The sequence below is a fragment of the Alteromonas sp. ALT199 genome (assembly GCF_018619335.1).
Classification (GTDB): Bacteria; Pseudomonadota; Gammaproteobacteria; order Enterobacterales; family Alteromonadaceae; genus Alteromonas.
This window is the reverse complement of the sequence record NZ_JAHHDX010000090.1, coordinates 42966-55493: the sequence shown is the minus strand read 5'-3', so window position 1 is coordinate 55493 and position 12528 is coordinate 42966. Positions and strand designations below refer to the sequence as shown.

The following is a 12528-nucleotide window of genomic DNA, read 5'->3' as shown; positions in this document are numbered from 1 at the left end:
AGCTTAGTGAACGCCCCGATGAGCTTGCTATAGCGCTGATAACGCTGTGCGAGAATGGTAAAAACTATCTCGATGAAAGTAAGGCTGGTACGCGCTAATCAGTATATAAGTCTGGAAAATGAAATTTCGCCATTGCAAGGGTTAAAGCAACTTCATAAACACTTTGTCGCGACGCGTGATTTAACGTCAGTAACGCAATGGCGCCGCCTTTTTGCTTAATATTTACCGTATCAAAAAGCTTGTCCATAACCGGCCCAAGCTCTTCACCGCGTTGTAGCGCTTGATACACGCTCACAGGAAGGGGCAAGCTTGCGCTTCTTGTAATAGACCAATGACCTTCATGATAAATCGCTACATAGGCAAAGGTGGCAGGACCATCTTCAAATACATCCACACCACCTTCAATTGCTACATACCATGCGTCTGTAAGGCCACCTTGATGATGAGCCAGCATAGCCTTCACACGATTAATAGCGCCCAAGCGCGTTTCATCTTCATTCATTGGCTGTTCGGGCACGCCGCTTGGTACTGCCATACCTTGGGCGTCAAAGTCGTGCTCTAATGTGTCGGAAAGTGTATTGAGCGCCGCATTAATTTTTACCGGATTCAGCGACCCTACAAAAATTGTGTCAGAAACCATTTGCTTTCGTCCTCTAAAAACGTCCTTTTGCAGCATCACCCACTGGGCTGCGCTTAATATCGTCTAGCATTAAACGGTAATCCCGTACTGCTGGAAATTCGCTAATATTGCGATTGGGTAAGGTACTATCAGGGTTGTCTACAGCAAGTAAATGTTTAATACCGTACGTCTGTGCTGCTTTCAAAATAGGCAGTGAGTCATCGACAAACAAGGTGCGGCTATTATCAAATTGCACCCTCTCTTGTAGCCGCTCCCACAAAAGCTGAGATTCTTTAGTTACGCCAAATTCATGGGTAGAAATAAGGTTGTCGATGTGCGAGTCAAGTTGGGTATGCTCTATTTTAAGCGCCAGACTGTTTGGGTGCGCATTGGTCACTAACACCACCTGCCGGCCTGATTCATGAAGCGCGTTGAGGAACGGAATAGTGTCGTCGCGAAGGGCGAGTAAATGTGCTAACTCTCGTTTCAGCGGCATAAACTCATTTTCCAAGTCTAATGCAAGGGTTTCAGCCCAGTAGTCTAAGCAGTACCACTGAATTTGCCCAAATACTGACTCATACCGCGCGCTCATTTCCTGTTGACTCTCGGCCTCAGAAATACCTTTTATTTGAGCTAACCGTTTTGGTAAATGGTGCAGCCAGAACTGGTTATCGTAACGAAGATCCAGCAAAGTACCGTCCATATCTAGCAGTACAGTTTCTATTTCATTCCAGGGCAGAAAGGGCAAGCGATTTTCCTTATAATGAAGTAAGCTAAGAAATTGTATACAAGTATGATAACAAAGTTGTAGCGATAGACATGCCAAAAATTGATCCAAACAAACCGTTACCACACATTCATTCTCGTGAAATTGTTGCGCAAAGCAAACTCTTTAGGGTAGAACGCTTAGACCTTGAGTTTTCGAACGGCGCTACCCGTGAATTCGAGAGGATGGCGGGGGGAAACCGGGGCGCTGTAATGATAGTGCCTATGCTTGATGAAAATACCATGGTGTTAATTCGCGAATATGCAGCCGGCACGCATTCGTATCAACTAGGCTTTCCAAAAGGCTTAATAGACCCAGGCGAAACTGCTATTGAAGCCGCTAATCGCGAGCTACAAGAAGAAGCAGGCTTTGCGGCTAACGACCTTTTAGAGCTTCATAAGGTCAGCATGGCCCCTACCTTTTTCAATGCCAATATGACCATCGTATTGGCCCGCGACTTGTATCCCAAACAGCTTGAAGGCGATGAACCCGAGCCTCTTGAGGTGATTCACTGGCCTTTAGATGAAGCAGATGCTTTACTTGCACGAGAAGACTTTGTAGAAGCACGCTGCATAGCCGCGCTGTTTTTAGCTCAAAAGTGGTTTAAGGAACAATAAACAATGCCCGATGACGCCCATGCCGACCTATTAGAACTTGCAAAAGAAATTGCCATTGAAGCTGGACAAGCCGTATTAGAAGTATACGATAAAGGAGAGTTTGATGCCTTTCAAAAAGACGATGACTCTCCTGTTACCAGCGCAGATTATTTGGCAAACGATATCATTAATAAGCGTTTACTAGCCGCAACACCTGATATCCCAATTCTCTCAGAAGAAAACAAACACGCAAGTTTAGATGAGCGAAAGCATTGGCCTCGATACTGGCTTATTGACCCTATTGACGGTACCCAAGAGTTTATTGCCAGAAGCGGTGACTTTGCGGTAAACATCGCCCTTATAGAAAACAATGAGCCGACTATAGGCGTTATTTTTTGGCCTCCGGGGCAGTCGTTGTATTATGCGCAGAAAGGCAAAGGCGCGTTTAAGTCATCGCCTGATGGCGATCACCCTATTAGCGTGCGCAAGCTAGACGACCCTAAAAATAGTGTGGTAATGATAGCCATTAGTCGCCGTCAATCTAGAGAAAAAGTGCTCAGCAGAATGTGCGCTAAGCGCGTTTATCAAACTCTTCCTTTAGGAAGTTGCTCATTAAAAGCGTGTTTTATTGCCGAAGGCAAAGCCGATGTATTCATGCGCATAGGTATCACAGGTGAATGGGACACAGGCGCATCTCAGTGCATTGTCTCTGAAGCCGGCGGGAGTATCGCCGCGGCCAACTTCGAACCACTTACCTACAATCAGCGTCATTCGCTAGAGAACCCAGATTTTGTGGTAATGGGCGATCAAAGGGTGCCATGGCAAGATGTAGTCCAGTATGATGACTTTGTAAACCCACATCAGCACTAGCGCGTATTATTTACTTAGCGCAGTGCAATAAACCTACGTATAATAGCGTAGTAATGTTGCTGGGCCACATTACTCTGGTATTGGTTAAATCAAGCCAGATGGAACCAAAAAGTAAAAGGAGTAACCTATGATGACTACACGTATTCGCACGTTATCTGCAGCATTGCTCGCATGTGGGCTAGCATTCCCTGCCGCAGCCGACTGGACAATAGACGGCGAGACAAGTGCACTACATTTCTTATCAACTAAGAATGCACAAGTTACTGAAGTACATAAGTTTGATAGCTTTGATGGTTCGCTGTCTGACAGTGGTAAACTTGCTGTGGCGGTAGACTTGTCGTCAGTGAATACAGCCATTGATATTCGCAATCAGCGAATGCAAGAGATGCTGTTTAACGTGAGTAAGTTTGCAGAGGCTAAGTTTGAAGCTAACTTACCTGAGTCGATGATGAACCTGAAAGCGGGTCAAGTTATTAGCGGGAAAGTGGATGGCATTTTGATGTTGCACGGAAAAGCCGTTCCCACATCGTTTTCTGTTAAGGCAAGCAAGGTAGATGACGATACACTAACTGTATCTACTACTGCTCCTACACTTGTTAAAGCAGAGTCTTTCGGTCTTGCTGAAGGCGTAGCCGCGCTTCAAAAAATTGCAGGACTTAAGAGTATAACAACGACAGTGCCAGTAACGTTTTCCGTTACCTTTACGCAATAGAATACTGCTATTGCTAGCGTCTATCGATAAGAGCTTGGCGGTGGTAAGTAGATAAAAAGCATTAAAAAACCGCACGAACGTGCGGTTTTTTTGTTTTAAAAGCCACTCTCTAAGACTGATGCAGTCTGTTAGGTAATCTATAACGCATAGGCAGTGGCTTTTGGCTTAACAATTGCTCTGGCATGCTTTGCCATACGTTATCAGGTAGTGCAGGTGCATCTGCCTTGTGTTGCGAAATAGCAAAATGCTCCATTGCCACACGTAAACGCTTGAGTGCCTTGCATTCATTTACTTCTTGGTCGATAACAAATACTCCCCACTTACGCATTGCTACACCCAACTTATCACTACTTGTTAGGCGTATAACCGGCGCCGCTAACACCATACCTACCAATACAGGTAACAACCACATAAATAGCGACGGTGTGAAGTAAAAGGTAGTTACGCCCCACGCTACAGCTAAACAACTCATAATTTGCGTATGTTTAATTGCAACAGTCCAAGGTACTTTGCGACCTTCACGCTCTTGCGCTTCCCACTTGACCGAGTGGCCAATAAAAACGCTTATTACAAAATAACTGTGATAAAACATCATAAGTGGCGCAATAAGCACAGCCATAACTAATTCAATTGCCGCGCCTTTAAGCAAAGACCATGCACCGCCGAATTCACTACGGCGCTTCATCAGAGCCAATGCAATGCCTAGTAACTTAGGTAAAAATAGAAGGGCTGCGGTACCCCACATCGTAACCATCATCATGTCTTGACGGGCTACCTGCCAACTAGGAAAAAGCTGATATTCAGATACGAAGAACTCTGGCACCGAGGTGGCGCGAATTAATGCATCTGCGGTACCTAGCGCCAACATACAAAACAGTATTAATGAAGAGATGTAAGCAAACGCGCCAAATAAGAAGTGCAGACGGTTCGCCATTTTAAGACCTTTCACCTTCAAAAGCCCTAAATGCTGTATGTTGCCCTGCACCCAACGACGGTCGCGAATGGCATAGTCAACAATGTTGCTAGGCACTTCTTCATAACTACCTGTTGTATCGGTAAGTAAGTAAGCCTGCCAACCTGCACGGCGCAGCAGCGCAGCCTCAACAAAGTCGTGACTTAGTATTTCGCCACCAAAGGGCGCACGCCCTTCAAGGGTGGGCAGACCGCAATGCTGCATGAAAGGTGCAATACGAATAATGGCATTATGGCCCCAATAGTTCGCACTATCCGTTTGCCAAAACGATAAGCCTGTTGCCAACATTGGGCTATACAGATGAGCCGCAAACTGCACGAAACGACCAAAGAAAGTGTTTTGACGTACCGGCATAGGAATAGTCTGCACTAAAGCGGTATCAGGGTTCTGCTCAATGCGACTGGCTAGGTCCTGCATCCGCTCTCCGGTCATTACGCTGTCGGCATCTAGTACAATCATCGACTCGTAATTTGCGCCCCAGCGTTCGCAAAACTCTTTAAGGTTACCCACCTTTCTATGCAGATTTTGTTCGCGACGGCGATAAAACACTTGGTTAGAAAAAGCGCCTAAACGCTTTTTCAATCGCGTAAAAGCACGCAGCTCTGCTTCTGCTTTTTCCATATCTCTGGTATCGCTGAGCATGAAAAAATCGAAATTCGAACTGTTCTTGCTTTCCATTAACTCGCGAATACAGGCTTCAAAGCCCACCATAATGCGGCGGGTATCTTCGTTATAAACCGGCATCACTACAGCGTGCTTTTGCTTTAACGGCGATGAAACATCAGGCTTTACTTGGTTTTTTCGCAAGCTCAATGGATCTATATTGAAAAGCTGTAAAAAGAAACCAATGATACCTGTCCAAAACGCCATGCACAGCCAAGCGAATAGGGTTAATCCTAAACCTAACTGCGCAATTTCTAAGTTCGTAAGGCCATTCGGTAAAAATATCTCGTATAAGCTCCAACCGGCCAGTGCCGTGCTTGGAATTACTAGCATTGCCATGATAAACAAACGCATATGCTCTCCTTTTAAGATGAAGTGTGAAGCACGTGCTGTGCTGTCACGTTTAACCTGAGGCACGGCTTTAGCCTCGTTCGATACTGATGTATGAGTACGACTATTTTGGCTGGTAGACATAATTCCAAACCTCGCTAACTCGCTCACCGTCTTTTTCAATGTAAGCGCGCATATCTACTGTTTGACTTTCATTCGGCTTCACAAAGAAGGAAGCACGCCACTCCTGCCCGTCAGCTACTGGGTAAAGGCGCTGTTGCGAAATCGTGCCGTTGGCACCCTGTACCACAAGCTTCATAGTCTCGTTATCAAAAGAAATGGCAGACGGTGCACTGAAATCTACATTGAACTGGCGAGTAGTGTTCAAGCTATCGTCTTTAAATTCATCGCCTGGTAACACGGCCTTTCCCTGACGTGTTCGTACTACAGAAGCAAATTCACTTACAAAGGGGTTTTGCTCTACGGTTTTAAGGTCGTAAGAGAAGTACAGAGACTCACCAGATTTGAATGGTTTTTCAGGTGTCCAGAAAGCCACAATGTTGTCATGAATCTCAGACTTAGTTGGAATTTCTACTACTTCCAAACGTCCTTTCTCAAAGCCAGCTTCTGGGGTAACCCATAGCCCTGGACGTATATGATAGTTAGCCTCTGCATCAAGGTAATTATCCCATTCGCCGTCGCGCTGAAGCATGCCAAAACCTTTGGGGTTAGTATCGCTCAGTGACGTTACCTGAAGGCGTGCTGGGTTGGTCAGTGGACGCCAAATCTCTTCACCAGCGTGAGTTACCATTAGCACGCCATCGCTGTCATGCACTTCTGGGCGATAGTCATCGTGACGCTTCTCGGTGTTCTCGCCATACAAGAACATACTGGTGAACGGTGCAATGCCTAGCTTACTCACGTCGTCTCGCGCAAATAACCAGCTTTCCACTTTTACGCTGGTATCAATATCGGGCTGGATAACAAACTTATAAGCGCCAGCCACCGAAGGACTCTCGAGACGGGCATAAATAGTAATTGGCTTACCTTCACCCGGCTCGATAACCCAGAACTCAGTGAAGTGAGGGAACTCTTCGCCTTTTGCTAATGCGGTATCAATTGCCAGGCCACGAGCTGAAATACCATAAACTTGATTTTTACCTACCAAACGAAAATATGAAGCGCCAAGGAATACGGCAAATTCATCTTTGTACTCTTCACTTTTAATAGGGTAATGAACGCGAAAGCCTGCAAACCCAGACTTTTCATCCGTCATGCCTGCCAAACCCGCAGCAGAACCATCGTAGTTAAACATGTCACTATTAAATGCTAGGCGCTCAGGTTGATTGTTTTCACCAATGGTGTGGATAGTGACCGGATATTCGTATAGAAAACCTGGATGAAAAAACTGAAGTTCATAGTCATTCTCACCGTGCCAAAGGCTTTGCTCAGGCTTAAAGCGAATAGAACGATAGGTGGTGTAGTCAATTTCTTTTAACTTGCTGTTTAATCCGTGATCGTCTTGTTCATAGCTTTCTGTTGCTGATTTGCGAGCAGCATCAATAATAGATTGAAGAACGGGTGATGCTTTTTGAGGCTGATTGTTGTCATTAACCTCGACAGCGCCAGCTTGGTTAAATGCAAATAGGGCAATTACGCTGGTCATCGCTAAAAGAATGCGCGACAGCTTTCGGTGCTGAAACGCATTAGTTTGTAAATCTTTTCCGAAAATTGAAACTGGCTTAGCCATTTGTCCTCTCCTTATGAAAACAATGGTTATCCAGATGGTCGTCAATCTCTTAACTTTATCGCTTAGCTATGTATAGCTAGCAACAGAGTATCTGCTGCTTTAAAAGCGATGATGAGAAAAAGTATTCATTGAAACCATTCAAGAAAGGCGCTCTATTCCTTTCCTTATTCACTGGTATCGCAAAAAAACCGAATTCCGTGCCTGTTGGCAAAAGTGAATGCTGGATAACACACTAGTACTTCAGCAAAAGCTGTTCCAACACTAAGAAGGCGGGCTTATTTATTATATTTACATTTATTTACAACAACTTAAAAACATCGACATTGAAGGTAGTAGGCAATTTCTTTGTTGTAAATTTGTCCGATGAGTTAGCCAAAAGGTTAACTGTTGTTTTTTAGAGACAGTTTCCCATGCCAACATGTTTATTTTTTAAACTTCACTCAGACTTTAACGATTTCGGCATTCGCACAGCCCCTCTTCACACTTTTAATTTATCTATATTTATTAGATAGATAGTGACTTTTCATTTGATTTTTAACTGAAGATTTTTCGAAGTTGGCAGACGCTTTGCACTTCTTCATTTTGATAAATACATCGGACACGATTTCTGAAAAGAAATAATTGAGATGACATGAAGACGTTTTTGGCTTTGTGTTCATCAACTAAGTAACCCACTGCAGCGCGATGGATAAGGGCAGCGCGCTGTAGAAAAAAAGCGGCGCGCTTTCAAAGCGCTGACTTCCGACACGCTTTGCAAACATATTAAATGTTCGCGTTGCAGAAGGTGGGTTACTGAACATACTAAGGAGTTATCACATGCGTAAATCATTCACACTTATTGCAGCGGCACTTACTGCGGCAACACTTCCTCTTACAGCAATGGCCGACAAGCCAGACTGGCGTTACGTAGAAGGTGGTTACACCAAAATGGACTTTGACGACAACGAGTCTTTCGAACCAGACGGCTTAACGGTTAATGGTAAGTACCTCTTAAACAGCAACTGGTACCTAAACGGTGAGTACAGCTTTTTTGAAGAAGGCAACTTCGACTTTGATATGCTGACACTAGGTGCAGGTTACCGTTTACCTGTAAATGCCACTACAGATGCCTACTTCGGTGCGAACCTAGAGCGTATTGATGGTGACGTAGATGACGAGACTGGTTACAGCATTAATGCAGGTCTTCGCTCAATGATTACAGAGCAGGTAGAACTTGCTGGTGAGGTGGGTTACTACGACGTAGATGACGGTGAAGCAACATTTAGAGTGGGCGCTAACTACTACATCACACCACAATGGGCTGTAGGTGCAAACTACAGAATCATTGATGATCTAGACATTATGCAGGTAACTGCACGCTACGCGTTTTAAGCCTTCCTCTCCTCAGGTAGGTAGCCGGGTTGCTCGACCCGGCTTTTTTGTGTCTACATTTTAAGAAGACTGTTATTCTTTCGCTTCAATTTCTATTCAGCCGTGTCGCTGGGCTCAATATCTTCTTTTCTTTTTATATCCACACTTTCGTGAAGCTCTGAGTATACCAGTACTGCCTCACCTGACTTTAGCCTGTCTAGCACTTGCTGCACTTTTACTTCTAGCTCAACTTCCTCAGCGCCATAATCGGTGCCTTCACGCAATACAAAAGATTCAGCCAAACTATAAAGCGTGTCGGCTTCTAGCGCGTCGATGGGAATTATCATTCACACTCCTGGAAAACGTTCTATAAAACTTAAATGGCACCAATGTCACCGCGGTATTAGCGACTGACATAACCACAGGTTGAGTTTACCGGTAACGCTTCACTAACAAAGCGCTTTACGCGCTCGTGCAGCCAAACTTTCGGGTTTAATATCGAGCCCTGCATGAAGCCAACGTGGCCGCCCCGTTCGCTCAATTCTACGGTGACGTTGCGCGCAAGCTCCTCTTCTTTTGGCACAATTAAGTGATTCATAAAAGGGTCGTCGATGCTATGCAATATAAGCGTGGGGCAGTGAATCGCGCTTAAAAAGTGATACGCGCTGCACTTTTCATAGTAATCTTGCGCGTCTACAAAACCGTGAAGGGGAGCTGTGATTTTTTCATCAAATTGGGTAAAGCTTGTAATGCCTTCCACATCACTTTTTGTAAGCTGAATAAGCTTGCGGTAATCAATGTATTCCATCTTCTTGCGCAAAGTGTCTTTCATGCTAGTAAGTAAATACTTTTGATATACTCGCGAAAAACCCTGATTAATTGACTTTGCGCACTCGGATAGTTTAAGTGGAGAAGAAATGGCAACCGCCGCCTTCAGCCACTTTTGTGCAGGGTTTTCACCCAATAGTTTCAACAGCATATTACCGCCAAGTGAAAAGCCAATGGCGACCTTGGGAATACGTGGAAATTTATTGTGTAGCCACTCTAAAAAAAAGCTGGGATCTTCTGTTTCACCGCTATGGTATGCACGAGCTTTAAGGTTTGGAACGCCACTACAGCCGCGATAGTGCATCATCACCACCTGCCAACCATTCACAGACAATTGGGCCATCATATCATTCGCGTAGTGCGACTTAATGCTGCCTTCTAAGCCGTGAAACATTACCACTATCCCTGACGTTTCTTGGGGTTTAGGGCCCCACGCAACATCAACGAAATCCTCGTCCGGTAAGGTTAGTCGCTCCATGTCGTAAGACAAAGGCAAACGCTTTTGAATAAAACGCGGCCATATAGTTTGCACGTGACGGTTCTTTGCCCATCCCGGCACCTTAAAGCTACTTTTTATTATCTTTCCATGTGATAGCGCTGATTTGCTCATTATATTTTCTTATTGTGTTTTTACGATAATTGATTAACCACAAGGCTCACTAACTGGCGCGCATCGTTGTCGTCGCGCAGTCCATACGCATTTATAAACGCAGCGATAGACGCGTTAAACACGTTCGCCGACGGCGTTTGCTGACCCAAGTGCGTAACCGCCTGCTCATTAAAAGACGCAACGATGTCTTGCTGCTGCTGCCTTTCAAGCGCTAATTCTTGCTCTTTAAGCGCATCGTAGGCCGCTTGCTCACCACCTTTGTCAGGGCTTGCTGCTTTGCGCTTCTCACGATGCAGCTTTAACTTTTCATCACTTGGCGTTGATGCCGCTATAACCGCTTTAAGCTGAGGCAAATTTATAATGACATTATTCTCTAAACACCAACAAATCAGCAAGAGAACGTTTACATTCACCTTGTGGTTGTCTTGGAGTAAAAGCGCTAGTGGTGCCATATCGCCTTTCGTGTAGCGAGACACGCTGTACTCCCAAAACACACTGCTTTCAATATTAGGCGCTGGCATTGTCATACTCTTCTCGTTTTAACTCTATTTGCTCTTGGGCTTCTAGCCATGCCATCTCTTCCTCTTCAAGCTGTTGCTTAAGCTGAGTTTGCTTATCGAGCAAGCTCATCAACTCCGCTTTTTTGTCGTCGCTGTAAAGGGAAGTATCAGAAAGAGATGATTCCACTTCACCCAATGCAGTGCTGCATTTTTCCATAGCTTTTTCGTGTTTTTCGATGGCTTTTTTAAGCGGCGCAACGCTTTGTCTGAACTCGGCTTCACGGCGCTTTTCTTCTTTACGATCTAACTTACGTTCCGGCTTACTGTGCGCTCCTGCCTCTTGCTGCGCTTCGTTTTTAGCATCGCTGTTGGCCCTGGCTTTTTCCGCCGCCTGCTGTTTTAAAATCCAGTCGCGATAATCGTCTAGGTCGCCTTTAAATGGCTCTACTTCACCGCTATCTACCAAATAGAAATCTTCACAAACCGAGGAAAGTAAGAAGCGGTCATGCGATACCAGTACCATAGCCCCTTCAAAACCTTGTAGGGCAATATTCAGCGCATGGCGCATTTCTAAATCTAGATGGTTGGTAGGCTCATCCAGCAGCAATAAATTAGGTTTCTGATAAACAATCAATGCCAATACCAAGCGTGCTTTTTCGCCACCTGACATAGGTGCTACCGGAGCAAGCGCTTCATCACCGTTGAAGCCAAATCCGCCCAGATAATCGCGAAGCTGCTGCTCAGTGGCTTTTTCGTCAATGCGCTGCAAATGTAAAAGGGGTGTGGCGTTAGCGTCTAGTGTTTCTAACTGGTGCTGCGCGAAATAGCCAATTTTAAGACCCTTAGCCGTATTAAAAATACCTTGCTTGGGCGCATGTACGCCCGCTAATAGCTTGATTAACGTTGACTTACCTTGACCGTTTCTTCCCAGAAGTCCAATTCGACTACCGGGTACTAAATTTAGCTTTACCTGTTGAAGAACAATATGGTCATCGTACCCCAGCTGTATCTTTTCCATTTGAACCAATGGGTTAGGAAGCGCTGATGGCGGAGCAAAGGAAAAACTAAACGGGCTAGCCATGTGAGCTGGCATTAACGTTTCCATTTTCTCTAGCTGCTTAATACGACTTTGCGCTTGTTTTGCTTTACTAGCCTTGGCTTTAAACCGCGTAATAAACGAGTTGAGGTGCGCTACCTTTTGCTGCTGCTTTTCATATTCAATATTTTGCAGGCGCATGCGCTCAGCACGCTGGGTTTCGTAAGACGAATAGTTACCTGTATAAGTAACAAGTTTTTGTTGCTCAACACTGATAATTTGCGCAACGGTATTGTCGATAAAGGCTTTATCGTGAGAGATCAGCAACAACGTGCCTGCATAGCGTTGTAACCATTTCTCTAGCCAAATAACGGCATCTAAGTCTAAGTGGTTAGTGGGTTCATCGAGCAGCAGCAGGTCTGATGGGCAAAGCAGTGCTTGGGCAAGATTCAAGCGCATACGCCAACCACCTGAAAAGTCACTCACTGGCGCGCTTAACTGCACGTTAGTGAATCCAAGACCCGACAGAATGGTCGCTGCACGGGATTCCACATCGTAAGCACCGGCTTGCTCTAGCTGCCCGTGAATTTGGCCGATCTTTACACCGTCGCCGCTTTTTTCAGCCGCGTCTAGCTTAGCCTGTAAATCACGTAAGTGTTTGTCACCGTCTATCACATACTCTATCGCAGTTCGATTAGTTGCTGGCGTTTCCTGGGCCACGCTCACAATTCGCCAATCACTGGGTACGCTGCAATCTCCAGCATCGACGCTCAACTCACTGCGCAGCAATGCAAAAAGCGTGGACTTTCCGCAGCCATTGCTGCCAATAAGCGCCACTTTGTGACCTGGAAAAACCTGTGCCGACGCCTCTTCTAGCAGCATTTTGCGGCCGCGAAGTAGCGAAACATTTGAAAGCTTAATCATG

The 12528-nt window shown here is 45.3% G+C and carries 12 protein-coding genes; 4 read left to right on the top strand and 8 right to left on the bottom strand.

The window, feature by feature from the left end:
* Positions 1-94 precede the first annotated feature (94 nt).
* Both yjjX and yrfG read right to left on the bottom strand, forming a co-directional pair.
* Positions 95-640 (bottom strand): inosine/xanthosine triphosphatase, encoded by a 546-nt coding sequence (gene yjjX, locus KL866_RS09500; protein ID WP_025257274.1) that lies wholly within the window; start codon positions 638-640, stop codon positions 95-97.
* A 13-nt stretch (positions 641-653) separates the two neighbouring features.
* Positions 654-1367, bottom strand: a complete 714-nt coding sequence (gene yrfG, locus KL866_RS09495; protein WP_025257273.1) for a GMP/IMP nucleotidase — start codon at positions 1365-1367, stop codon at positions 654-656.
* 71 nt (positions 1368-1438) lie between these two features.
* Here yrfG and nudE point away from each other — a divergent pair, with 71 nt between their 5' ends.
* The 3 genes from nudE (at position 1439) to KL866_RS09480 (ending at position 3563) form a co-directional block, all read left to right on the top strand.
* Positions 1439-2002, top strand: a complete 564-nt coding sequence (nudE, locus tag KL866_RS09490) for an ADP compounds hydrolase NudE (RefSeq protein ID WP_025257272.1) — start codon at positions 1439-1441, stop codon at positions 2000-2002.
* Between the two features lie 3 nt (positions 2003-2005).
* Positions 2006-2851: a 3'(2'),5'-bisphosphate nucleotidase CysQ gene (cysQ, locus tag KL866_RS09485; protein ID WP_025257271.1), complete on the top strand. Its 846-nt coding sequence runs from the start codon at positions 2006-2008 to the stop codon at positions 2849-2851.
* 127 nt (positions 2852-2978) lie between these two features.
* On the top strand, positions 2979-3563 hold the full coding sequence (locus KL866_RS09480; protein ID WP_025257270.1) for a YceI family protein: 585 nt from the start codon (positions 2979-2981) through the stop codon (positions 3561-3563).
* 109 nt (positions 3564-3672) lie between these two features.
* Here the strand turns inward: KL866_RS09480 and mdoH are convergent, their stop codons facing one another.
* Both mdoH and KL866_RS09470 read right to left on the bottom strand, forming a co-directional pair.
* The gene (mdoH, locus tag KL866_RS09475; protein ID WP_025257269.1) at positions 3673-5673 is read right to left on the bottom strand and encodes a glucans biosynthesis glucosyltransferase MdoH; all 2001 of its coding nucleotides are present in this window, start codon (positions 5671-5673) and stop codon (positions 3673-3675) included.
* Positions 5654-7279, bottom strand: coding sequence for a glucan biosynthesis protein (locus KL866_RS09470; protein WP_025257268.1), 1626 nt, complete (start codon positions 7277-7279; stop codon positions 5654-5656). The genes mdoH and KL866_RS09470 overlap by 20 nt, the downstream gene beginning before the upstream one ends.
* A gap of 816 nt (positions 7280-8095) precedes the next feature.
* On the opposite strand from KL866_RS09470, the gene KL866_RS09465 reads away from it, so the two are divergent.
* Positions 8096-8650, top strand: a complete 555-nt coding sequence (locus KL866_RS09465; RefSeq protein ID WP_025257267.1) for an outer membrane beta-barrel protein — start codon at positions 8096-8098, stop codon at positions 8648-8650.
* Positions 8651-8742: 92 nt separating this feature from the next.
* Here KL866_RS09465 and KL866_RS09460 read toward each other — a convergent pair whose 3' ends face one another.
* Genes KL866_RS09460 through KL866_RS09445 form a run of 4 tightly spaced genes read right to left on the bottom strand, consistent with a single transcriptional unit; the run spans position 8743 to position 12527 of the window.
* Positions 8743-8976 (bottom strand): YheU family protein, encoded by a 234-nt coding sequence (locus KL866_RS09460; RefSeq protein ID WP_025257266.1) that lies wholly within the window; start codon positions 8974-8976, stop codon positions 8743-8745.
* A gap of 56 nt (positions 8977-9032) precedes the next feature.
* Complete coding sequence (locus KL866_RS09455; protein WP_214994793.1) at positions 9033-10067, bottom strand: hydrolase; 1035 nt, start codon at positions 10065-10067, stop codon at positions 9033-9035.
* Positions 10068-10087: 20 nt separating this feature from the next.
* Positions 10088-10594: a TIGR02444 family protein gene (locus tag KL866_RS09450; protein WP_251139940.1), complete on the bottom strand. Its 507-nt coding sequence runs from the start codon at positions 10592-10594 to the stop codon at positions 10088-10090.
* Positions 10575-12527 carry an ATP-binding cassette domain-containing protein gene (locus KL866_RS09445; protein ID WP_214994791.1) on the bottom strand — a complete coding sequence of 651 codons (1953 nt, stop codon included), beginning with the start codon at positions 12525-12527 and terminating at the stop codon, positions 10575-10577. The genes KL866_RS09450 and KL866_RS09445 overlap by 20 nt, the downstream gene beginning before the upstream one ends.
* Between the last annotated feature and the right edge of the window lies 1 nt (position 12528).